Source organism: Mycobacterium sp. MS1601 (genome assembly GCF_001984215.1).
In the GTDB taxonomy this organism is placed as follows: domain Bacteria; phylum Actinomycetota; class Actinomycetes; order Mycobacteriales; family Mycobacteriaceae; genus Mycobacterium.
The window spans coordinates 4615373-4638231 of the sequence record NZ_CP019420.1; the positions used below are offsets into that span (position 1 = coordinate 4615373).

Sequence of the window (22859 nt, forward strand, 5' to 3'; positions counted from 1 at the left end):
CCCCAGGAACCGATTGTCCTCCGCCTCTCATGCGGCTTCGGTACCGGCATCCGACGTGGACTCCGTATCTGCGTCCGTGTAGGTCTCGTTCGCGGGGGTGGAGTCGTCAGGTGCGATCGCCGCAGCAGTGTCGCTGGGTTCGTTTTCGTTCTCGGTGCTTTCGGTGTGTTGACCCTCGTCTTCGGCGGCCAGTACCTCCTCCGCCTCCACTGGATCGGTTTCGTCCACGATCTCGTCGACAGCGTCGGCGGGCTCGTCCCGTGGTGCCTCGGTGACCACTGCTTCGGTTGTCGTCGTTTCAATGTCGGTCTGAACGGCGATGTCCTCGGATGTCTCGGCCTCGATCAGTGGTGCGGGTTCGGTGAGTGGTTCGGTGGTGGGTTCGACCGGTGTCTTCTCTGCAGTGAGCTCCGGCGCAGTGAAGACTTCCGGTGTTGCGTCGCTGGTCGTTCTCGCCGAGACGAGCTCGGTGTCCAGCGTGACACCAGGTGCCGCTTCCTTGGTAGCCACCGCAGTGTCTAGTGTCACCGGAGAGCTGTTCAGCCACTGCCAGAATCCACCCTCGAGGAAGTACCAGCGCTGCGCATTGACAAAGGCAGTCAGGCATGTGGCGATGCCCTCGACGATCTCCACCAGGTACACCGGGTTCTGTGTGGCGACGAACCAGGCGGTCCGTTCGACCGGGTACATCACAATCGGTTCGACCAGGTAGTAGAAGAAATACCTGATCTGCGGGGCCAGAACTCGCACCACCGGAACAAGTTCCGTGATCTGTGCCGCTGTTTCGACGACGGCGGTGGCAAGCCCGTCGACCGCATACGCCGCGTCGACGACAGCCCAGGCGATGTCGCTGATCACCGGGATGTAGGCCATCAGGTCGACGTCGTGGTATGACGCCCGCGGCGAAGGTGCGATCACAGCGGCAGGCGACTGTGCCGCAACGGATGGCAACGGCCCGCTGGGAAGGGTGGTCGCGACGCTGAGTGCGGCGATACCAGCGATCACCGTCGAACGCATTGACATGGTGCGTGTGCGCCGTCGAGGTGGTGCGAGGTTTATGGCCATTCCGTTCCTCTTTGCTCAGTGCGCGTGTCGTCGTGCACCACGCCATCCAGGGTCCGGGTCAACGTAGCAACGGAGGCGTTTGGGCTGGCGTCCCCCGAACGTATGAAAATGGCCGGAATGGATGGGGCAAGCGGTCGTTTCGTCCGGATCGAGTCCAGCCATGTCGCAGTGAGGCGTTTGCGCTCGGGCTTACGGCCGTTCGTGCGCCGAGGTGTTCTGGCTGATCACGTTGCAGCGTCAGGGAAAGGAGACTGCCCGAGGTCGCGGTCGGGTTTGCCGGTGGCGCAGGAGAGTCCGGTCGAGAGTGCAGGAGATGGGCATCTCCGCGGGATTCGTACGAACGGATTACATCCTGCTCCGCGCGGTGAATACATAATCGGCCGATGATTCGCATGCCGCGGGGGAGCCGCACTGTCTCTTTCGCCTTGATCGGTGTACTAGCCCTGATTGCAACACCTTTGGTTCCCGTGGCCGGCGCAGAGCCGCCTCAGAACGCTCATATCACAGGAATCGAGCACGTCAACCAACGCTGGGACAAGGTGTCGGTGTTCTCGCCGTCGATGAACAAGGTAGTGGTCAACGACGTGTACAAGGCGCCCGATGCCGGTGCGCCGACCTTCTATCTGCTACCCGGTATCGACGGCGGTGACAACCTGGATCCGGGTGGCCATTGGCTGCCCGGGACCAAGAGCTGGTTCGGAATGACGGATGTGCAGGGCTTCTTTGCCGACAAGAACGTCAACGTCGTCTCGCCTCTGGGAGGTCAGTTCAGCTGGTTCACGAATTGGGTTGCGGATCCCAGTAAGCAGTACCAGACCTACATGACGCAGGAATTGCCGCCGCTGATAGACGCGGAGTACAACACCAATGGCAAGAACGCGGTCGGCGGTCTGTCGAGTACGGGCGGAACTGCGGTGGACTATGCGATTCAGATGCCCGGGCTCTACCAAGCCGTCGGCTCTTACAGTGGTCTGCTCAACCCCTCTGATAATCCGCAGAACGTCTCGATGTCGCTGATCGGCGGAGGCGCCGGTGCCGACGCCATGTGGGGTCCCGCCGGTGGTCCGCTGTGGACCGCCCATGACCCGTCCAAGAACGTCGCGAAGCTAGCTGGTGTGGCAGTGTTCGTCACAGCCTCGGGATCGGGCGGAGTGGGTGAAGTTGACCGGCTACCAGTCGGTTTCGGTCCGAACATCACCGGCGGCTTCATCGAACGCATGGTTGCGGACAGCACCAGGGTGTTCGCTGACGCGGCCAACGCGGCAGGCATTCCGATCACCTACGTGGTCCGCCCTGACGGTTCACACACCTGGGGTCTGTTCGAAGCCGAGATGAAGGAGTCGTGGGACACCACCATCGGCCCGGCGCTCACGGCGTAGAGGCAACAGGGAAGGGGTCACCGCGGTGACGAGAATCGGGCGTTATCAGCTGCTCGGGTTGCTGGGCCGCGGTGGCATGGGGGAGGTGTGGCGGGCTCACGACTCGTCCACCGACCGGGTGGTGGCGCTGAAGCTGCTACTGCCCCAGTTGACCCACGACGGCGAATTTCAGCGACGGTTCCGGCACGAGGCGCAGGCCGCCGCGGCGCTGACCGAACCCCACATCGTGCCGATCCACAGCTTCGGCGAGATCGAAGGGCGACTCTACGTGGATATGCGCCTTGTCGAGGGGCGCGATCTGAAATCCATTCTCGATCTGGGGCCGCTGGAGCCGACGCTGGCCGTTTCGGTGATCGAGCAGGTCGCTTCGGCATTGCGGGCGGCGCACCAGGTGGGCCTCGTCCATCGGGACGTCAAACCGTCCAACATCCTGGTGGCCGAGGACAACTTCGCCTACCTGATCGACTTCGGCATCGCACGATCGGTGGACGGGACCCGGGTGACCAGCGCCGGTGCGGTGATGGGGACGTGGACTTACATGGCGCCGGAACGCTTCGAGGACGCCGACTCCGATCCGCGCTCCGACGGGTACGCTCTCGCGTGTGTTTTGTACGAATGCCTCACGGGTGTAAAGCCTTTCCCGGGTAGTAGCCTGGAAAGCCAGTACTCCGGACATCGCTCCGCCACCCCGCCGTGCCCGTCGCATTTCGGGCTGTCAACCTCGTTCGACGGCGTCATCGCCAGGGGAATGGCGAAGGAGCCCGGTCAGCGCTATCAGACCGTCGCCGAGCTCGCCGGCGCTGCCCGCGCGGCGTGCACCGGTGATGTCACGGGTGGGCGAACCTCGGTAGCGGATCGTGGGCCGGACTGGAGTCAGCCCACTCGGATGGCTCCGAGACAGGCGCGGAACCGGCGACCCAAAATGCTTGGTGTCGTGGTGACGGTGACGGCGACGGTGTTGGTGGGGTCCCTGATCGTGATGAACGTCGACACATCGGAGGGCTCGACACCCCCGGCGTCCACTGCGACTGCACCGCCTGCCGCGGAGCCTGAACCCGCTCAGACAGTGCTGCCCTTCACCGGATTGGTGCGGCCGATGTCTGTCGCTGTGGACCTCGCCGGGAACGCCTACACCGTGTCTCGCGACCCGAATCGAGTGCTGAAACTCACCGTCGGTGCCACCGCGCCAACGGAATTGGCAGTGACCGACCTGGTTAATGGCGGCGGAGTCGCGGTTGACAGTGTGGGTGACGTCTACGTGTCCGACATAACCGGTAACCGCGTGGTGAAACTGTCGGCGAAGTCCAATCTGCAGACCGTGCTGCCCTTCACCGATCTCAGCGCACCTACGGGTGTCTCGGTGGACGCGGCCGGAAACGTCTATGTAGCAGACTGGTTGAATGATCGGGTTCTGATGCTGCCGGTGGGGTCCAACGTACAGACGGTACTTCCCCTCCAGGGTGTGGAGCGGCCGTCATGTGTCGCGTCTGACTCCGCGGGAAACATCTATGTCACCACGACGCTGAACGAGGCCAAGGTCTACGTGCTCCGTGTTGGCACCAGCTCGCCCACCGTGCTGCCATTCGTCCATTTGGAGAAACCGCGCTGTGTTGCAGTCGACTTCGCCGGCAACGTCTATGTCACCGAACGGGACGCAGGCAAGGTGCTGAAGCTGGATGCCGGGACCGATACCGTCACCGAGCTTCCGTTCAGTGGCCTGCGTCATGCCTGGGGCGTAGCTGTGGACGGCGCCGGCGCTGTCTATGTCGTGGACATCGAGTCTTTCCGCGTGTTGCGGCTCCGGGTACCGTGAGGAGGGACGCACACCATTGGATCTCGGTCGTTACCGGTTGGTTGAAGTGCTCGGCACAGGCGCAACGGGTGAGGTGTGGCGTGCGCGTGACTCGGCAGCCGGGCGCATGGTGGCACTGAAACTGTTGCGGCAGGAGTGCAGCGCCGACGACGAGTTCGTCCGGCGTTTTCGCCATGAGGTCCGCACCGCCGCGGCTGTCGACAGCCCACACCTGGTACCGATACACGACTTTGGAGTGTGCGAGGGCCGATTGTTCATCGACATGCGACTGATCGACGGGCGTGATCTGAGAGCGATTCTGCAGCAGGGGCCGTTGGCCCCGGAACAGGCAGTTGCCGTTGTCGACCAGGTAGCTTCGGCGTTGAATGCCGCACATCGGCACGAATTGGTCCATCGTGACGTCAAACCAGCCAACATCCTTGTTGCGGAGCATGGTTTTGTCTACCTCACCGATTTCGGGCTCGCCCGAGCCGGTGATGGAACCGCGGTGACGTCGACCGGCCTGATGCTGGGGACGTGGGCCTACCGGTCGCCAGAGCAGTTCGGACCTGGGGAGGCCGACTCACGGGTCGACGTCTATGCACTTTCCTGCGTGCTCTACGAATGCCTGACCGGTTTGCAGCCGTTTACCGGCGAGACGATGGCGGCGCAGTTTGTTGCGCACCGGTCAGCACCGCCGCCGCGCCCCTCGCAGCTCAATCGTTCGGTGCCGCAACGCTTCGATCCCGTGATCGCACGCGGCATGGCCAAGGACCCTGCCGCTCGGTTCTCGACCGTTATGGATCTGGCGGCAGCCGCTCGCTTCGCCTTGGGCGAGGCAACACCGACTCGGGACGGGCGCCGTTTCGGGGTCAGAACACTCATGGCTGCGGGTGTCATATCCGTCGCGGTGATTGCCGCAAGCACGGTGGTGGCGCCCCAAGACAACAGAGATGAGCCTACCGATGACGTGGCCGCGCTTTTCGGAGTGGATGTCGAACCCGCCACGTCGATCGTTGCCGCACCGGCACCGCACATCAGCTACGGCCCGCAGATCGTCTTGCCATTCGCGGGCCTGGCCAGTCCGCGAGGCACCATGGTGACGCCGGCTGGGGACGTCTACATAGCCGACATGCTCAACGCGCGGATTCTGTTTCTTCCGGCAGGTGCATCAGAACAGGTGGTGCTCCCGTTCGCAGGACTCGACCAGCCAGTCGATGTTGCTGTCAACGACGGGGGTGACGTCTACGTCGTGGACTTCGGTGCCGGGCAGCTGCTCGAACTTGCGGCCGGGTCCACCTCCCCGACGGTGTTGCCGCTGGTTAACGTCATCCATCCCGGTACCGTGGCTGTCGACAGCACCGGTGAGGTGTATACGGACGGATTCGACGTGGCCGATGCAGTCAGAGTGGCTGCTGGTGAACGTCCGCAAATTCGTGTGCCGTTCAACAACATTCTGGTCAACGGGCTTGGGTTCGACATCGATGGCGCCATGTACGCAGTGGACATTACGGCGAAACAGGTGGTCCGGCTCTCCCCGGACTGGTCCACCCAAACGACGGTGCTACGCGAAGACGCCGTCGACCCAGATGCGATTGCATTGGACGCTTCGGACAATCTCTACGTCGGCGATTTCACCAACGCGCAGGTGCTGCGGGTGCACTTGACGACGGGAACCTATTCGGTGTTGCCATTCAAGGGGCTGCGTAAGCCGATTGGCGTGGGCGTGGACTCTGCGGGCAACGTCTATGTCGCCGATGCGGAGACCAATCAGGTGCTCAAGCTGCCAGTCCGCTAAAAGCTGGGATCACCCGCATTGTGGGCCGGGGCAGGCGCCGACGATCTCGGGTTCACACACGATCTGTCCATTAACGTTGCCAGAGTGGATCGTTGGTTGAGGCAGGTTGATGAGGCGGGCACTGAACCATCCGGGTTCACCCAGTCAGCCCATGGATTCCTCGAATTGGTGGAGAGGGAGTCCTGGTCCCGCTTGAGCCTCAGATCTGGTGCACGGTGGCGGCGGGGTCGGCTTGCGCTTGCGGCGCTCACGGGACCGTTGCCGCAACGTCGGTCAGAAAACAAGAGTGTCTGTCTACTCACGAAGCCCAGCTCCGCTGAGTCGACTGTCCCGTGACGATGCGAAAAGTCTGCAGAACAAGCGATTTGGCAGGCCGCAAGCCTTATGTCTGGCATTGAAGCAGATAGCGTTACCCCCCTTACGGGTTGGAACGACGTCGACCGGTTCAGAGTTCGTTGAGGCTGAGTATGCCGTCCTCGACTGCGCGTGCCAGTAACGCAGACTTGGTGGGCGCTGGTCGCCCCACGGCGGCGTACTTGGCGCGAGCACGCTGTAGGTGTGTGCGGACGGTGGTGGGTGCGATGTAGAGCTGCTTGCCGACCAGTTCCTTGCTCTCGGTCTGGAACCATGCCCGCAGCACTTCGATCTCGCGTTCCGACAGCTTGATGCGGCCCGAGGTGCGGTCATTGGCGAGTGCCTTCGCCATCCTGGGACCGGTGTACGGGGTGCCGGAGGCTGCGGCGTGAATGGCCTCGATGAGGTGCAGTCGCCCCTCGGATTTGACAAGGTAGGTGACCGCCCCGAACTCGAGGCTGCTCAGGATTATTTCGTCCGCGGTCAGGTGGGAGTAGACGATGACTCGCTGACCGGCCGCGCTGAGCTTGCGCAGCGTCTCGAAGTCGGGCCGGTTGCCGTCGATCTGCAGGTCCAAGAGAACCACATCAACCTGGTTGGGTATGTCGGGGAACGCGACCAGGAACTCCTTCGGGTGCAAGAAGTTGCCGACGAGCTCCACGGGGGATCAGCTCTGGCGCACCATGCTTCCACCCCGGCGTGGACCACGTCGTGGTCATCGATGATTGCGGCCGTGACGGGCCGCATTGTGCGCTCGATAGGCATCAACACACTTCCCCCAACCAGCGATGCAGATTCCGCAAACCCAGTGCCCCAAGAGGGACAACATTAATGGCAAGACTGCGATATCGCGAGAAATAGGCCGTATTATCCGGTTCCGCGGGGTCTTTCCGGTCGGTCATTCGAACGACACAGGCCAGCCGGGATTCGTAGTCAGCTACGGTCTTGTGCCGGTACGATGCGCCATCGGCGCAGTTGCAGCGCCTCAACGAGTCGTTTGCAGCCGATGTTATTCCCTCATGAATAATTGCGTGGGGAAATATCACGAGATAGGCTCCAGCGATCTGGATCCTTTCGTTGTATCAGCACAATCGATCCGATGAAGATTGGTACACAATTCGACCGAAATGGCGATGCCGTACCAACGCAGCAAATCCTGATGGTCCGACAAATGTCGTCGGGTGCGGCGGGGCAATCTGCGGCGATCAGCCTTTGGTGCATGACGATGCTCGAATCCGGGCCCGTGTCGCCGCTGCGGGCGGCAACGGAGGACGCTTCCGGTCGGCAGCTGATGCGCCGCGCCTCCACGGTGGGACTGTTGACGCGCCACACAGTGAGAACTGCTGGTCGCGATTACTACACTGCTGGAACCGAATTCGGAGGCCACCACGCAGGCCCGATCGCTGCTGGTCGCCCTCGGTGGCTGGGCGGTACACCGGTTGGCCACCCGGTCTCACAGTCCGATCTTCACCGCAGTCGACGCATTCAGCGTTGTGGCCGTATGGGTGTCCATCCTGCAGCTGGTGCAGGATCCGTTGTTCCCTTCGTACAACACTGCCCCCAAGCCATCGCAGGAACGGCGGTGGTGAGCTTCTCGGTGTCACTGCCTGCCCGGGTCAGCCTGCCGCTGTCGGTCGCCATTGCCGGTACTTGCGCGACTTTTGGGGCGATGGGAAGACCCGTGGGTGCCACCGCCACAGTGGGTCGAACTGGTTTCGGCGCTGTCAGCAGAAACCGAGTATCTCCTCACCCCGGCTGTCTTCACCGGCTTCCCCGAGGTCTGGCTTTCTGATGAGCTGGCGAAAACCGTGGCGGCCGCCTCCCGGGAGGCGACGGACAACGTCGATCGGCACTCATAGGCGACGCGGATAACCATCACCCCCGATACGGTGACTATCGCCGATGACGGCCTCGGCTTTGACATCGACAGTTCTCGGACCGGCCGCGGCGTCAACGATTCGATCACGGGGCGGATGAAGCAGGTCGGCCGCAGTGCCGGCCTCAGCTTGCGGTGAGCGAGCGGGTTCAGCGCCAGGCGCGGATTGAATCGCGGCGTTTGCGTGTTGCTCGACCAGGCGGCGACCTTCCACCATCCGATCATGGCCGCGTCGAGACTAATGATCGACGGTGCCGAAGCGCGCCACATCGACCTCGTCGCCGAGGTTGCAGGACGAGCTGTCGGACCTGGAAGACGCCGACATCACCCCGGCGAGCGCCGTGCGGACCTACTTGCAACGGTCGCCCGCGCCATTGAGGACGGGATCATCAGCGTCGAGGAGTTGTGAAGGCTCACAGCATGATCCACCCGACCCCGCACACCGTCACCAGCGATACCAGCGTCAGGGGGATTCCGAAGCGGAAGAAGGTCGCTGTGGTGTAGCCACCCGGTTTCATCACCATCAGGTTGGACTGGTGGCTGAACGGGTTGAGGAACGTGAACGAGATGCACGTGCCGATCAAGGTCAGCAACACCACCGGATCCAGCCCTGCCGCGGCGGCCACGGTGAGCGCCACCGGGGTCAGGATGGCGGCTGCCGCGGCATTGGTGACGATGTTGGTGAGCAGCGTGGTGCCCAGTGCAATCACCAGAATCACCAGAGCGGTACTGCCGCTGGACAGTTGCAGGATCGCCTCGGCGACGTGTGCGCCGAGGCCGCTCTGCACCACGATGGTGCCCAGTCCGATCGATCCGGCGATGATGGCCAGGATGTTCCAGTTCAGCGCCCGCACCGCGGACCGCGGTGTCAGCACCTGGGTGACCACCATGAGCGCGGCACCGGTGACGGCGATGAGTTCGATGGGGGCCACTCCCAACGACCCTGCCATGATGACGGCAGCCAGGATGGCCAGCGCAATCCACGTCTTGCTGGTCTGCGGCGCCTTGCCGGCGACCTTCTGCCACAACCCCACCAGCGGGTGGTCGGTCAACACATCGCTGGATCGTGTTGTCACCAGGCACATCTCGCCGGCATGGGCGGTGGTGTCGCGCAGCAACTGGGTGGTTTGCGCGGCAACCACATGGATGTCGTCGTTCTCCTCCAGATCGCGGATGGTGGCGTGTTCCTCGGTCGCGATGGACACCGCGAACAGATCCTGGCGGGTCTGGCCGAAGCGCGGGCTGTTCCACAGCATCCGCACTCCCGATTCGGTGGCCCGGTAGATCAGGACGTCGCCGTCTTCGATGGGGGAGTCGGCATCGATCGGGGCACCCCAGCGCTGGATCTCGAGCAAGTCGAAGTCCGGTGTCGACCGCACCCCGACTGCCGCGGCGGTGTTGCCGAGGATGTTGGCCCGGCTGGTCACCGGAATCTCGGCGCGCCAAGATAATTCGCGCTCGGTAGGCTCGGTGCGTCCGCGCAGCATCAGCGGTGCGGTGATCAGCAGTACCACCCACCCGACGATCGCTACGGGCACCGCCACCGGAACCCAGGAGAACATCGACAGTTCGATCCCGGCGGGTGCGGCCAGTCCGGCGATCAACAGATTGGAGCTGGTGCCGATCAGCGTCGCCGACCCCGCCAAGGTGGTGGCGTGCGCGATGGGCAACAGCACGCTGCGCGAGGGTACGCCGGACTGTTGTTCCAGTTCCTTGGCCGCCGGAATCAGCATGGCCACGATCGGTGTGGTGTTGATGAGAGCGGAGATGAAGCCGACGGGGGGGATCAGCCGAGCCAGCGCCTGGGTCGAGGAGGTGACGCCGTTGAGCAGCCGGTACATCACGCGCGACACCACGCCGGTGTAGAGCACCCCCTTGGCGATCACCAGCATGGCGGCGATGGTGATGACGCCGCCGTTGCTCAGGCCGGCGAAGAGTTCGGCGGGCGTGGCGATCCCGACGAGCCCGGCCACCACCAGCGCGCAGAGCAGCGCCAGTACCGCCGGAACTGTACCGGTGGTCATCAGCACAAGGGTGATGACCACGATCACTGCCGCAACAATCGCCATGCCGAGCATTATCGAGGGTCGCGGTCGCCGCACCCCCGATGCACTACAGGTGACGGCGCAGCAGCGCGGCCTGGCGGCGTAGGCGCTCGGCGGCCTCGGCCTGGCCCACAGCGTCGTAGCCGTCCGCTTCGGCGCCGTAGTCGTGCACGTGCTGGGCCAGGATGGCCTGCACCTCGGTGTCCGACAGTTCCCGGCGTGGCACTTCGGTGGCGGTGATGCCCTCGATGTCAACGCTTTCGGCGTTGTCGATGGCGGCGATCGCCGTGCGGACCGCGGCGACGTGCACAGCGTCGCGGGCCTTCATGGCGCCTACGAGATCGGCGCGCAGGGCTGCGCGCACCTCGTCGACGGTCATGATGCTGCGTCCTGAACCAGCGCGCTGACCATCGTCAACAGGGCCGCGGCATCGTCGGCGTCACCCACCGCGAACACCGTGAGGCGGCGATGAGCCGGCTCGTAGGTGGTATGAACCTGCAGGCTGGTGGACGCGGCGGTGGCGCCGGCCACCGCCAACGTGGACACCCGGTCCATGAGCGCGCGGGTGGCGTCGGAGATCCGCAGGACGGCGGTGGTGTCGACACGCGGTGCAGCGTCGGCGCCGTCGCCGGTGAAGGCCCGCAGATCGGCCTCGGAAATGCGGTACTGCTTGCCGATCCGGACGGCGGGCAGTCGGCCGTCGCGCACATAGCCGCGGACCGTGCGGACGTGCAGGCCCAGCAGGTCAGCCACCTCGTCGGGTGAGTACAGGGTCGCGGTCACGACGTCGAACATACCCTAAACCTCCCTATTGGTTTCTAAATAGGGATGTTTAGGGAATTGGTAGGGCTAGCCGGTACTCGGGATTCGGGATAGCACGGGCGACCGCGGGGGGTTGCGCGACGAACATTGTGCCCACAGCGAATACGGAACCAGGCAGGGGAGCGCAACGATGGCACCACATCTCGACTCGGCAGATCACCAACTGGTTCCGGTGACGCTCCACGGCGACAACGCCACGGACCGGACGCGATTCGAGCGTGAGGCGTTGCCCATGCTCGATCAGCTCTACGGCGGTGCAATGCGGATGACCCGCAACCGCAGCGACTGCGAAGATCTGCTGCAGGAGACCATGATCAACGCCTACATCGGCTTCCACCGTTTTCGTGAAGGCACCAACCTGCTGGCATGGCTCTACCGAATCATGACCAACACCTACATCAGCGGTTACCGCAAGAAACGAGTGCGCCCAGCGGAGTACCCCACAGACCAGATCACCGACTGGCAGCTGGCCGAGGAGGCCGGACATTCGTCGACAGGATTGCGTTCTGCCGAAGCCGAGGCGCTGGAGGCCATGCCGGACACGCAGATCGCCGCTGCGCTGCTGGCCCTACCCGATGACTTCCGCATGGTGGTGTACTACGCCGACGTCGAGGGCTTCGCCTACCGCGAGATCGCCGAGATCATGGGGACGCCGATGGGCACGGTGATGTCCCGGCTGCACCGCGGACGACGGCAGCTACGCGTACTGCTGGCCGACCTCGCCCGCGACCGTGGTTACTTGCGCTCCGAATCGTCCTTGGTGGCTTGACTCGACACGGAGCCAGAGCAGTGGCGCCGCGGTGTTTGCTGCAGTATCTTCCTGAGCGTCAATACGTGAATTCATGTAGTGGTTGCGAGCGGCCGGCGCCGCTGGGGAGGTTCGTTCGTGGTGCGTCCATTCTGGGTGCCGTTGTTTGCGACAACGCTGCTGATTGTCGGCTGCGGCGGCTCCGAGCAGGCGGCCGCGCCGTCGACCGAGTCCGAAACGGCGATCGCCGAAGCCGCCGAGGTCGACGAGGTCCCAGACAGCGGCAAGATGATCATCAGCTACGAGGACGCCACCAGCCCCGAAGCGATCAACGGCAAGCGGATCCTGCAGGACAACGAAGTGCTCGAAGGCTTGGCCGAAGGCACCAACGAGATGCTCAAGCTGCCCTTCGACATCCCCTTGATCGGCGGCCAGTGTGATACCGAAAATGCCTTCTGGGACCCCGAAGACAAGCAGATGGTGCTCTGCTACGAGTACGCGGACTTCGCCGAGACCCTGTTCACCGAGGCAGGCGACCCCGAGCCGGTGGACGCCGCGCTGAGCGAGATCATCGCCACCTTCTATCACGAGATGGGGCACATGGTCATCGACCTCTACGAGTTGCCCACCACCGGACGTGAAGAGGACGTGGCCGACCAGCTTGCCGCGTTCATGCTCCTGATCCCCGACGACAACGGTCAGCCCGACCCGGAGACCGTGGATATCCTGCTGGACGACGCCCGGATGTTCGCGTTGATGTCCGAGGGCGGCGAACTCGATGAATCTGCCTTCGCGGACGAGCATTCGCTCAACGAGACCCGGATGTTCAACATGTTGTGCTGGGCCTACGGCGCGGCTCCCGACATGAACGCCCATCTAGTGGACGACGAACTGCTGCCCGAAGAGCGCGCCGGGCGGTGCGAGGACGAATACACCAAGTTGAACAATGCCTGGCTGACCTTGTTGACGCCCTACATCAAGGAGTGAATCTCATCGAGCTGTGAGTGTGGTGTTCGCTACCTCGGCGAGCGCGCGGACCCGGCAGGAGGAATCCTGGATCTGAAGCCGCAGCGCGAAAGGAGCGGCCATGCAGGGATCAGAATGCCTCAAGTGCGGCGCCCGACGTCCGTCGTGGTTGGGTGAACCTCACCGATGTGTCGGTGACGCCGACTTGTCCTGGCTGATGTACCACCAGCTCACGGCGCACGCAGCCATGGCGTGGCGGCGCAGTGTGCTCCCGGCCCAGCCCTGATCACACCACTGCGGGCACCTTGGACGCCGCCGTCATCTCCTGGCGCAGCGCGGTGAAATCGGAGATGGTCTTGGTGGCCACCGTCGCGACGGGCCTGGCATTACGACCGGTGGCCTCCTTCTTGGACACCATCACCACACTGTCGATGTAGGGCTGGATGGTGGTGGCGTTCTGCACCGTGGCCACGATGACGAGCTGGAAGCCGAATTTCCGGAACGCCTGCAGTGCTTGCTGGGCGAACTGTGGGTCGGATTTGCTGAATGCCTCGTCGAGCATCAGCTGTGCGAACACCGGCTTGTTGTCGGCCTCGGCGCCCGCCGTCGACGGGTTCTGCGCGGGGCTGGCCAGGTTGAAGCTCAGTGCGCCTGCCAGGCAGAACGCCATCAGCTTCTCCTGCTCGCCGCCGGAGTTGTCGCCGGCATTGCTGTGCGTGCGGATCAATTCCTCACTGCGAACATCCCATTCGGCGCAGTCGAAGGTGAACCGGTTCCGCACATCGAGCGCGTCACGGGTCCACGCCCTGTCCTCTGGCGCCGTGGATGCCAGTCGATTGCGCAGCCGAAGGATGTCGGCGTACTGATCCAAGATGGCCTGCTTGTCTCCCAGGCCCACCTCGGCGATACGCCGCGAGATGGCCTTCACGATCTCGGTGAGCTCGGCGACAGCGGTCAGATGCCGCGGGGTGGCCCGTAGCGTCAGACGGGTGCCGCGATTGAACTCCACCGCGCCGAGACCGGTGTTCACACGGGTGATCTGCTCGCTGATGCGGCGGGTCTCCTGCTCGGCTACCCGGTGCAACGTCAGGATGGCATCCGGCGCCTGCTCGGTGACCAGACGCATCATCCGCTCGTAGGCCTCGGGCAGCTCGCGTTCATCGATGTGCCGGCAGAGCGCCACGTAGTCGTGGACTCGCTCGTCGAACACGTCGCTGTCGTTGGGGATGGCATCGGGGAACGCGGTGTCGAAGGTGTTGAGAATGCGGGCCAGCTCATCGTAGGAACGCCTGCGGCTCTCACGCAGCTGCTCGCGTTCGCGACGAATGGTGGTGAACACGGCCTCGCGGTGCGGCTCCGGGTTGAGCAGCTCGAGTGCCACCGGCACGTCGTCGGCGTAGCGGTGCAACAGTTCGGTCAGTGGCTCGGAGACGAAGGCAGGCTGCAGCCGTTCGGAGAGCTCCAGCAGCCGGGTGCGGCGGCTGTCGAGCTCATCGCGCCGAGTCTGTATGGCGCCGCGGCGGGTCATCAGTGTCTGGATCTCGGCCCAGCACTCCTCCGAGCGCGCCGACAGCGCCTCGATGTCCGGATGGTCGGCCAACAGGATCTCGAACTGCTCTCGCAGCCGGTCGTGGTGCTTGTCGGCGGTCTCGGTGTCGATGTGGTTCCACTGCGGAAACTGTTCACAGATGGCTTTGTTGGCCGCGGCTCGGTCGCGCATCTGCTGGCGTTCGGCGGCGATGTCGTCGGCGGCGCGGCGCGCCTTCTGGTACGCCTCCTCGGCCGCGGCCAGGTCGACGGTGAGTGCGTCGATCTTGGCGCGGACGTCACCCTGGTAGATGTAGTCGGCTTGCTTGAGTGGGCGGCGGTCGTCCTTGACGGCCAACCGGTCGGAGTCCTTGTACAGGCCGGTGTCGGTAACCGCACGCCGGAAGCGGGGGAACACATCGGGAGTGTCGACACAGATGTGGTCGCCGGCGGCGGCCACGACCTCGGCTGCCTCGGCCGCGCACGGGTGAGTGGGGTCAACGACAAAGAGCTTGCCGGCCAACGTGTTCGGCTCAGCCTCCTCTGGTGTCTTGCCGACCAAACTGGCCCGGACATGGTGCAGCTGCAGCCGTCCGCGCATGTTGGTCTCGTTGACGAAACGCAGCACCGCGCCGTAGTGGCGGTCGGGCACCAGCAGCCTCAGGCCGACGCCTCTCAGCACCTTCTCCACCGCGACCCGCCAGCGACTGTGCTCGGGTCGCAGATCCATCAGCTCGGCGATGTACGGAAGCTCGGAAGCATCGAGACCGACTGCGGCGCAGATGAGTTCACGCATGTCGATCGCAGATTCGGGCAGCGCGGAACCAACGTGCTCGACGCGCTTGAGTTCCTTGGCCGCGTCATCGCGGGCCATCCGTGCCACCTTTTGGCTGTACTCGGCGTCGGTGGAGGCCTCCCGGCTGCGATCCAGCTTGGCCATCAGTTCGGTGGCCGCAGTGGTGAGTTCCTCACGCAGGTTCCAGAAGTCGTCGGCGTGCTCGGGCGGACGGATGCCCTGCACTTCCAGCAGTGACTCATAGGCGTTGCGGCGCCGCGAGATCTCCTCGGCCTGGGCCTCGGCGGCCTGCACCTGTGACTGCAGCGGGCCGATGCTGGCGCTGGATCCGCTGATCTGTGCGTTGAGTGAATCCGCTTCGGCCTTGGCCAGGTTCAGGGATCGGGTGACGTCCTCGTACTCGTTGCCCAGCTGATCGATGGTGTTGTCCAGCGACTCGATCTGGGCCGGGCACTGTTGCAGCCGCACATGGTCGGTGTATGCGCGCACCATCGGCGCGTCCACCAGGTCGATGATGCCCAGGTCGGAGGATTCCGAGGCGTAGCGCTGCTGGATCTTCTCGATGTCGCCGAGGATCTTGCGTTTGCGTTGTGCGACGGCCAGCAGTTCGCGGGCTTCGACCAGGGGGTCGATCTGCTTGAGCGCCTCGGGCAGGCGAGCCAGGCTGTCGGGCTCGTCGAGCATGAACTCGCGCACGAACTGTTCCAGCCCACCAACACTTTTCAGCGACTTTGCCTTGCCGAGCAGCTGCTGGGCGGCGTCGGAGGCGCGAATGCCGATGGTGGCGTACAGCTGGGCCAGGTATTGCGACTCCACCTTGGTGGAGAACCGCCAGCTGTCTTCTTTGAAGACGCCGCTGTCGAAGCGCCCCGAGGCCCAGCGGTTGCAGACGTCCTCGATGTCGCGGTCACCGTCAGCCAACACGAATCGGCTGGAAGAATCCGAGCGTGATTCACCGGTCAGCCATTTGAGCACAAGTCCGGTGACGGTCCGACCGGTGTTGCTGGTGTAGGTGACGGCGATGGCCGACCACGCGGTGCCGTCCCCGCGTAGGTACATCACCTTTGATGTGCCACCGTCGCTGCGCTGACCCCAGGCCCCGCGCACGTACTTGTCGACGGTGCGGCGGCCCGCGCTGGAGCCGGCGGCAGAGTTGTCACCCGAGGCGTTGAAGTTACGCCGGTTGAACGGCAGGAAGCCCAGCGAGATCGCATCCAGCAGAGAGGATTTGCCGCTACCTGAGGCGCCGGCGATCAACGCTCCCCCCGCGCTGAACGGAATGGAGTGGTAGCCGTCGAACACGCCCCAGTTGATGACCTGCAGGCGGGACAGATGGAACTGCTCAGGCATCGAGTTCAACCTCTACTTCTGGGCTGCCGCCTCGCAGCAGCAGTTCGAACTGCTGCTGCAGTTCGGCGATCACCGAGGCGGTCATGACCGCGGTGATGACGGGGCTGACGGTGTAGCTGTCCTCGTCGTCGCGGCTGCGGCGCAGGATGTCCAGACCAGCCAGCCGGGCGATCGCGGCGTCGATGCGAGCGGTGAACGTCACCGTGTCGCGGTCGATGTCATTGAGCACCCCGGAGAACAGGCCGTGGACCTCGTCACGGCTGATCAGCACGGTGCTGTCGCCGGAGGCGCGCATCATCTGCGCCAGGTGCAGCGCCAGGATCGAGTCGTAGGTGCCCAGCGGCTCGCGACGCAAAAGCTTGGCACCCCTTGCGGATTCGTAGCGAGCCTGCTCGACGAACGCCACTCCGTCACCTCCGCCGACGCCTTCTACGAGGCGCAGCAGCAGGTCCAGTTCCGACAGCCGCACGGTGAGGTCTTTGCGATATTCCAGTACCCAGCTGTAGAGGTCGCGGTCGGCCTCGGCGCTGATGTAGCGCCGGGTCAACAGCTGCTGCAGTGCCCAGCACGCGCGGTCGGGCAACTCGCTGACATCGCCCTCGAATCGGGGACGCTTCTGGTGCGGGGTACGGGTGTTCTGGTCGACCTGGGGCAGCGACGAGAAATCGATGTCAGTTTCGGTCACTGGGTGACTCCCTGGAGGCTGGAGATGGGCTCGGTGAACATCAGGCGCGGAACCTCCATCTCGCGGTCACGGCCGTCGAGTGATCGGAACCGTACTTTCTCGACCACGTGAGTCAACTCGGATTCGGAGTCGTGCGGTTGTTTGAGTGCCCACGACCACAGCACGATGACGTGGCCCAAATAGGCCGAGTCCAGCAGATCCACCGCGTCGGGCAGCGACAGCGGGGAGGTCTTGATGGCGTTGTTGATCATGTCCGACATCGCGGGGGCGTCGACCTGGGTGGTGAGCGCGGCGAAGCTGGACAGGTCCAGCTCGCTGCCCGCGGTATGGGCGGGCTTCGGGTTGGACAGGTCGCCGATCCGGAAGCTCAGTGCGCCAATGGAACTGATGGCGTGCCGCGCCAGGGGCAGCTCGATTTCCAGGCGCGAGTCGGTCAGAGAGGCCTTGAGCAGGTTGCGGGCAGCACCGATGGCCTCGTTGAGTTGACGTGCCACGCCGCGGCTCTGCTCCAGTGTGCCGAATGCGGTGAAACGCTTGACACGCTGGGCGCAGCGCTGCTGGATGCGCTCCACCTCGTCGATCTGATGGCCGACCAGTTCGAAGAAGCCGGCCATCACCTTGCGCAGCTGCGGGTCGAGGGCCGGCAGAGCCTCCGCGACTGCGGTCACGTCGGCTTCGAACTCGGCGCGCTGCTCGGGATCGTTGACCATCCGCAGGAAGGCACGGTGGGAGTCGCGGCCCTGCGAGTCCCAGGCGGCCTGGTAATCGGCGTACATCTGGCGCTGCCGGTCGCGGTATTCGACATTGCTGTCGATGGGCTCGTCGAGTGCGGCGGTGGCCTGTTCGATCATGGTGCCGTACTGGCCGATGTCGGTGATCAGGCGCTCCATCTGCAGCGCAATGGCGCGGGCCTCGTCGTAGGAATCCGTCAGGTCGGGTTCGCTACGTTCGATCTCACCTGATTGGAGCCCGTCGAGCTCACGGTGCAGCGCCTCGATCTCGGCCTCGATGCTCCTGCGAATGCGCTCCGGGTTGGTGTCCACCCGCAGGGCGACCTGCTTGAGCCGGGAGGCGATGCCGTTGATGGAGCCGCCGGTGGCGATGGTGTCCTGGCGGCGCATGCCTCGTATGAAGTCCAGCGCCCGCCGCGCCTCCTGGGTGAGGTAGCAGAGGTTGCGCTCGTAACCGGATCGGGTGTCGGCGACCCGGTGCAGCCAGCCCTGGCTGGCCCAGGACTTGATCAGCCCGAGCCCGGACTGCGCGTCGTTGTCGTGCACCGCGCCGAGGTCGCGTTCCAGGGCGACCACCAACTCCGTTTCCGGGACGACGCCGCCGCTGAGGTGACGTTCCATCAGCGTGGCGTACACACCGAGGTTGGTGGTGGCCAGCAGGCGCAGGGTCGGGGAGCTCTGGATTCCGCGGTTGAGGTCGAGCAGGTCTGTGGCAGACAGTGTCGTGTTGTCGTCCAACTACCCGTCCCTCCCGCCGTTCCGCGCTGCCGTGGAACCGTCCAAGATAGGCGACCCACGCCGTCCGGTGCCGCCCCGGGGCGGCGTGTTGGGGACGGATCGCGGTGTGTGGGTGATGTGACATGGAACAGGCGTTACTCGGGTTTACTGGCGTCTCTCGCGCCGCTTGTGCCCCACGGAAGGTCGGTTGGGGGTGGCCCGTCGCCACCAACCGACAGACTGTCTTTTATGTGTTTGCCATGAGCTGATTTCGGCTGGGAATAATTCACCGGATCGGTGACAGTGCACATGCGTCAGGGGTGGGTACAGATCAATTACTGCCAACCGGCAACAATTTTCTGCCAACGGAAATGTATCGGCCTGAGCTGCTGGTTTCAACGATCAGATCGGAATCAGAACCCCCTCCTGAACCGACTGGAACCGCACCTCGCAGAGTCGCGGTTGGAACGAAACTACATGACGAGAGAAGACTGATCATGAAGAATCTGGGATTTGCCACCATCGCTGCCACCGCGCTGACCGCAGGCGCCCTGGGCCTGGCCGCTCCGGCTCTTGCCGCCCCCAGTGGCAGTGGCGATGCTCAGGCCACCATCTCCTCGCTGCAGGACCAGGGCTACAAGGTGATCGTGAACCGGCTGTCCGCAGCCCCACTGGCCGACGCGAACGTCGTGTCGATGGGCAAGGGCCCGGCCTTCAGCCACAACGTCGCCGCCGACGCCAGCAGCAGTGATTACTCGGTGCCTGTGACCACACAGACCATCTACGTCACCGTGAAGTAGTCGATCGACCCGAGAAAGGGGCGCTCCCGCGAGGGGGCGCCTCTTTTTGCACTCTCGCCGGTACCGTCGCGGTGGCAACGACGGGAAGGTTCGGCACACGATGACAGTGCTCACGGCGGACGTGATCGTCGTCGGTCACGGATTGGCCGGACTGGTGGCCACCCACGAGCTCAGCGCATCGGGCAGAACCGTGCTGCTGATCGACCAGGAGGGGCCTCAGGATTTCGGCGGTCAGGCCTACTGGTCGTTCGGCGGACTGTTCATGGTTGGCACACCTGAGCAGCGGCTCTGCGGTATCCGCGACTCACGTGAGCTGGCTTGGCAGGACTGGCTGGGCTCGGCGCAGTTCACCGACGACGACCACTGGCCACGACAGTGGGCTGGTGCCTACGTCGACTTCGCCGCCGGTGAGAAGCGTCGGTGGCTGCGCAGTCTCGGCTGGCGCGCGTTTCCGATCCCCGGCTGGCCGGAACGCGGCGGGCGTGGCGCACTCGGCTCTGGCAACAGTGTGCCGCGCTTCCACATCACCTGGGGTACCGGCCCCGGGTTGGTCGACGTGTTCGCCACGCGGGTGCTCGACGCCGAGTCGCGCGGGTTGGTGCGACGCCTGTTTCGGCACCGAGTCGACGAGCTCGACCTCACCGACGGCACGGTCACCGGTGTCCACGGCACGGTGCTGGGCGCCTCGGCGCACCCCCGCGGAGCGCCGTCCACGAACACCGAGGTGGGGTACTTCAGTGCGCAGGCGTCGGCCGTCGTGCTGGCCACCGGCGGCGTCGGAGGCAATCCGACCCTGGTCAAGGAGTTGTTCACGCAGAGCTTCGGGCGCTACCCCGACGGAATGCTGTGCGGCAACCCGGCTTACGTCGACGGCGCGATGATCGCCATCGCACGCAAGGCCGGCGCCAAGGTCGCCAACGAGAACCGACTCTGGTTCTACCCCGACGGCGTTGCCAACATCGACCCGCTCTGGCCTGACCACGGAATCCACGTCACGGCAGGACCTTCCGCGCTGTGGCTCGACGGTGCGGGCAGGAGACTGCCTGCCCCGCTGTTCCCCAACTTCGACACCGTGGGCGCCGTCCGGTACGTCATGGACTCCGGACACTCGCACTCATGGCTGGTGATGAACGCCGCGATCTTCCGCCGGGAGTTCGCGATGTCCGGCCAAGAACTCAACCCGGCAATCACCGGACGCCACGCGTGGGCGGCGATAACAGGATTGGTGCGACCCAGGATCGGCGCCGCCAACCGACAGTTCCTGGAGCGCGGCAAGGACTTCGTGTCCGCGCCGACGGTCGGGCAACTAGCTGCGGCCATGTCCGTGGACGCCGCCGCGCTGGAGCGGGAAATCAAAGCGCGAGACTCCCAGGTACACAACCGGTACAGCAAGGACCCGCAGTTCGCCGCGATCCACAACGCCAGGCGCTACTGGCCGGACCGGTTCAAGGTCGCCAAACCCGGTCCCATCCTCGATCCTCAGGCAGGTCCCCTGATCGCCGTCAAACTACACATCACCACCCGAAAGACGTTGGGCGGGTTACAGACCGATCTACAGGGCCGTGTGCTCGGGGAAACCGGAGAACCGCTGTCCGGGCTCTATGCCGCCGGCGAAGTCTCGGGCTTCGGCGGCGGGGGCATCCACGGGAACCGTTCCCTGGAAGGCACGTTCGTCGGAGGTTGTCTGTTCACCGGCCGCACCGCGGGCCGCAACATCGCAAGGAGTGTCGGGTGAAAATCGGTGATTTCCTGCTGCGCCGGCTGGCCGAGATCGGAACCACCCACGTCTTCGGCGTCCCGGGTGACTACAACATGGCCTTCCTCGAGCAACTCGAGGCCCATCCCGGTATCCACTGGGTGGGCAACTGCAACGAGTTGAACGCGGCCTACGCCGCTGACGGGTACGCCCGCTCCGGCAAGCCCGGGGTGCTGGTCACCACCTACGGCGTGGGCTGCCTGAGTGCACTCAACGGCATTGCCGGTGCTTACTGCGAGCACATCCCGCTGATCCACATCTCCGGCTCACCACCGGAACACGCTGTGCTCGGCAGGGTTTCGCTGCACCACAGTCTGCTCGACGGCGGCTACCGCAACGTGCACCGAGCATTCGCGGAGTTCACCGAATACTCGGCCACCATATCGCCCGCCAACGCCGTCGAGGTGATCGACCACGCGCTGCTGACGGCGTTGCGGTCGCGGCGGCCGGTGCGCCTGGAACTGCCCTCGGACTTGGCTCACGTCGAGATCGCAGTGCCCGACGACGTGCTGTCGCTGCAGGATCCGATGCCGGCGGGTCCGCAGCGCGCCGATGCTGTCGCCGCGGTTGCGCAGGCGCTGGCGCAGGCGCGACGGCCCCTGCTGCTGTTCGACGCGCCGGCTGTGCGTTTCGGTGCACTGGCAGCGATCGAGGAGTTCTGCGCCGCTGCCGGTCTGCCGTACTTCTGCACCCTGCCCGCGGTGCACTACGCCGACAGCGCACGCCCGCAGTTCCAGGGCATGCTGCCCGGTGGGGACCGCCGGCATGTGTTCGAGGACGCCGATCTGATGATCGCCTGCGGGCTGACCGTCTCCGACGTCACCACCGGCGGATTTTCGCTGGACTTCGACGAAGTACCGATGGTGCGGTTGCAACCCACCTTCACTCAGGTGGGAACCGACGTCTTCTACGGCACCGGTATCGCGGAAATTCTTGTGGCTCTTCGAGAGGCGATCTCGCCGCGAGAGCCGTGGTGGAGTACCACGCCGGCTGTCGACACCCCGGTGGACGGCACCGCACTGACCCAGGCGCTGTTCTTCTCCCGACTGCAGGACTTCCTGCGCTCGGGCGATGTGCTGGTTGCCGAGACGGGCACGTCGGCGCAGAACACCGTCGGGATGACGTTGCCGCCTGGCACCGGCTACATCAATCAATCAAGCTGGGGCTCAATCGGATACGCGCTGCCTGCGCTGCTCGGATCCATGGTGGCCGAACCCGAGCGGCGTCACGTCCTGTGCACCGGCGACGGCTCGTTCCAGGTCACCGCTCAGGAGTTGTCCACCATTATCCGTGGTGGCCATCACCCGGTGATCTTTCTGCTCAACAACCGCGGGTACACCATCGAGCGAGCTATCCTCGGTGCCCACTCGCCCTACAACGACGTCGCCAACTGGGCCTACCATGACGTTCCCCGGGTCTTCGGCATCGACGAGGACCGACTGCTCAGCCGCGTCTGCACCACCGTCGCCGAGTTGGATGCGGCGATGGGCGAGGCCGCCGGCACTGGCCGGCTGTGCTTCATCGAGGTGGCCCTGCAGCCGTTGGACATGACACCGGCAACAAGGTTCGTCGGTGACGGCACCCGCGTCTACGACTACGGCGTGTACGGTCCGGGAAACCCGCTCACACCATGATGGCGTTTTGCTGAACGT

At 64.6% G+C, this 22859-nt stretch carries 18 protein-coding genes and 1 pseudogene; 11 read left to right on the forward strand and 8 right to left on the reverse strand.

Annotation, left to right across the window (positions count from 1 at the left end; genetic code table 11):
* Positions 1-27: 27 nt before the first annotated feature.
* The gene (locus BVC93_RS22290) at positions 28-1023 is read right to left on the reverse strand and encodes a hypothetical protein (RefSeq protein WP_157517029.1); all 996 of its coding nucleotides are present in this window, start codon (positions 1021-1023) and stop codon (positions 28-30) included.
* 509 nt (positions 1024-1532) lie between these two features.
* On the opposite strand from BVC93_RS22290, the gene BVC93_RS22295 reads away from it, so the two are divergent.
* From BVC93_RS22295 to BVC93_RS22305, 3 genes are read left to right on the forward strand one after another with little or no spacing between them, the layout of a single operon-like run.
* Positions 1533-2444, forward strand: a complete 912-nt coding sequence (locus tag BVC93_RS22295; protein WP_236950074.1) for an alpha/beta hydrolase — start codon at positions 1533-1535, stop codon at positions 2442-2444.
* A 25-nt stretch (positions 2445-2469) separates the two neighbouring features.
* Positions 2470-4257 (forward strand): serine/threonine-protein kinase PknD, encoded by a 1788-nt coding sequence (locus BVC93_RS22300; RefSeq protein ID WP_236950075.1) that lies wholly within the window; start codon positions 2470-2472, stop codon positions 4255-4257.
* The gene (locus BVC93_RS22305) at positions 4208-6034 is read left to right on the forward strand and encodes a serine/threonine-protein kinase (protein ID WP_083739369.1); all 1827 of its coding nucleotides are present in this window, start codon (positions 4208-4210) and stop codon (positions 6032-6034) included. The genes BVC93_RS22300 and BVC93_RS22305 overlap by 50 nt, the downstream gene beginning before the upstream one ends.
* Before the next feature lie 445 nt (positions 6035-6479).
* On the opposite strand, the pseudogene BVC93_RS22310 reads toward BVC93_RS22305, so the two are convergent.
* A pseudogene (locus BVC93_RS22310) lies at positions 6480-7153 on the reverse strand (LuxR C-terminal-related transcriptional regulator).
* A gap of 920 nt (positions 7154-8073) precedes the next feature.
* Here BVC93_RS22310 and BVC93_RS33230 point away from each other — a divergent pair.
* The 3 genes from BVC93_RS33230 to BVC93_RS22315 are packed head-to-tail and all read left to right on the forward strand — an operon-like array spanning position 8074 to position 8673.
* Entirely contained in the window at positions 8074-8247 is a 174-nt protein-coding gene (locus BVC93_RS33230) for a hypothetical protein (RefSeq protein ID WP_157517030.1), read from the forward strand.
* A gap of 30 nt (positions 8248-8277) precedes the next feature.
* Positions 8278-8403: a hypothetical protein gene (locus BVC93_RS34510; protein ID WP_257788981.1), complete on the forward strand. Its 126-nt coding sequence runs from the start codon at positions 8278-8280 to the stop codon at positions 8401-8403.
* A gap of 45 nt (positions 8404-8448) precedes the next feature.
* Complete coding sequence (locus BVC93_RS22315) at positions 8449-8673, forward strand: hypothetical protein (RefSeq protein ID WP_083739370.1); 225 nt, start codon at positions 8449-8451, stop codon at positions 8671-8673.
* A 4-nt stretch (positions 8674-8677) separates the two neighbouring features.
* On the opposite strand, the gene BVC93_RS22320 is transcribed toward BVC93_RS22315, so the two are convergent.
* Genes BVC93_RS22320 through BVC93_RS22330 form a run of 3 tightly spaced genes read right to left on the reverse strand, consistent with a single transcriptional unit; the run spans position 8678 to position 11092 of the window.
* Positions 8678-10333 (reverse strand): SLC13 family permease, encoded by a 1656-nt coding sequence (locus BVC93_RS22320; protein ID WP_083741241.1) that lies wholly within the window; start codon positions 10331-10333, stop codon positions 8678-8680.
* A 43-nt stretch (positions 10334-10376) separates the two neighbouring features.
* Positions 10377-10688: a GatB/YqeY domain-containing protein gene (locus BVC93_RS22325; RefSeq protein WP_083739371.1), complete on the reverse strand. Its 312-nt coding sequence runs from the start codon at positions 10686-10688 to the stop codon at positions 10377-10379.
* On the reverse strand, positions 10685-11092 hold the full coding sequence (locus BVC93_RS22330; protein WP_083741242.1) for a helix-turn-helix domain-containing protein: 408 nt from the start codon (positions 11090-11092) through the stop codon (positions 10685-10687). Before BVC93_RS22330 ends, BVC93_RS22325 begins: the two co-directional genes overlap by 4 nt.
* Positions 11093-11261: 169 nt before the next feature.
* Between BVC93_RS22330 and BVC93_RS22335 the strand changes: the two genes are divergently transcribed.
* Positions 11262-11900, forward strand: a complete 639-nt coding sequence (locus BVC93_RS22335) for a sigma-70 family RNA polymerase sigma factor (RefSeq protein ID WP_083739372.1) — start codon at positions 11262-11264, stop codon at positions 11898-11900.
* A 120-nt stretch (positions 11901-12020) separates the two neighbouring features.
* Positions 12021-12866: a DUF4344 domain-containing metallopeptidase gene (locus BVC93_RS22340; protein ID WP_083741243.1), complete on the forward strand. Its 846-nt coding sequence runs from the start codon at positions 12021-12023 to the stop codon at positions 12864-12866.
* A gap of 265 nt (positions 12867-13131) precedes the next feature.
* Here the strand turns inward: BVC93_RS22340 and BVC93_RS22345 are convergent, their stop codons facing one another.
* The 3 genes from BVC93_RS22345 to BVC93_RS22355 are packed head-to-tail and all read right to left on the reverse strand — an operon-like array spanning position 13132 to position 18672.
* Complete coding sequence (locus BVC93_RS22345; protein ID WP_083739373.1) at positions 13132-16518, reverse strand: ATP-binding protein; 3387 nt, start codon at positions 16516-16518, stop codon at positions 13132-13134.
* Positions 16511-17203 (reverse strand): DUF4194 domain-containing protein, encoded by a 693-nt coding sequence (locus BVC93_RS22350; protein ID WP_083739374.1) that lies wholly within the window; start codon positions 17201-17203, stop codon positions 16511-16513. The genes BVC93_RS22345 and BVC93_RS22350 overlap by 8 nt, the downstream gene beginning before the upstream one ends.
* Positions 17200-18672 carry a DUF3375 domain-containing protein gene (locus BVC93_RS22355; RefSeq protein ID WP_083739375.1) on the reverse strand — a complete coding sequence of 491 codons (1473 nt, stop codon included), beginning with the start codon at positions 18670-18672 and terminating at the stop codon, positions 17200-17202. Before BVC93_RS22355 ends, BVC93_RS22350 begins: the two co-directional genes overlap by 4 nt.
* 476 nt (positions 18673-19148) lie before the next feature.
* Between BVC93_RS22355 and BVC93_RS22360 the strand changes: the two genes are divergently transcribed.
* The 3 genes from BVC93_RS22360 to BVC93_RS22370 all read left to right on the forward strand — a co-directional run bounded on the left by BVC93_RS22360 (position 19149) and on the right by BVC93_RS22370 (position 22841).
* A complete protein-coding gene (locus BVC93_RS22360) occupies positions 19149-19451 on the forward strand; it encodes a hypothetical protein (protein ID WP_083739376.1) in 303 nt (100 codons plus the stop codon).
* 100 nt (positions 19452-19551) lie between these two features.
* Positions 19552-21186 carry an FAD-binding dehydrogenase gene (locus tag BVC93_RS22365; RefSeq protein ID WP_083739377.1) on the forward strand — a complete coding sequence of 545 codons (1635 nt, stop codon included), beginning with the start codon at positions 19552-19554 and terminating at the stop codon, positions 21184-21186.
* Positions 21183-22841, forward strand: a complete 1659-nt coding sequence (locus BVC93_RS22370) for an alpha-keto acid decarboxylase family protein (RefSeq protein WP_192860070.1) — start codon at positions 21183-21185, stop codon at positions 22839-22841. The genes BVC93_RS22365 and BVC93_RS22370 overlap by 4 nt, the downstream gene beginning before the upstream one ends.
* Positions 22842-22859: the final 18 nt, after the last annotated feature.

Excerpts from the sequence above, each read along its gene's own strand:
- BVC93_RS22290 (WP_157517029.1), bottom strand. The coding sequence starts at position 1,023 with ATGTCAATGCGTTCGACGGTGATCGCTGGTATCGCCGCACTCAGCGTC.
- BVC93_RS22305 (WP_083739369.1), top strand. The coding sequence starts at position 4,208 with ATGTCGTGGACATCGAGTCTTTCCGCGTGTTGCGGCTCCGGGTACCGT.
- BVC93_RS22320 (WP_083741241.1), bottom strand. The coding sequence starts at position 10,333 with ATGGCGATTGTTGCGGCAGTGATCGTGGTCATCACCCTTGTGCTGATG.
- BVC93_RS22325 (WP_083739371.1), bottom strand. The coding sequence starts at position 10,688 with ATGACCGTCGACGAGGTGCGCGCAGCCCTGCGCGCCGATCTCGTAGGC.
- BVC93_RS22335 (WP_083739372.1), top strand. The coding sequence starts at position 11,262 with ATGGCACCACATCTCGACTCGGCAGATCACCAACTGGTTCCGGTGACG.
- BVC93_RS22345 (WP_083739373.1), bottom strand. The coding sequence starts at position 16,518 with ATGCCTGAGCAGTTCCATCTGTCCCGCCTGCAGGTCATCAACTGGGGC.
- BVC93_RS22360 (WP_083739376.1), top strand. The coding sequence starts at position 19,149 with ATGAAGAATCTGGGATTTGCCACCATCGCTGCCACCGCGCTGACCGCA.
- BVC93_RS22365 (WP_083739377.1), top strand. The coding sequence starts at position 19,552 with ATGACAGTGCTCACGGCGGACGTGATCGTCGTCGGTCACGGATTGGCC.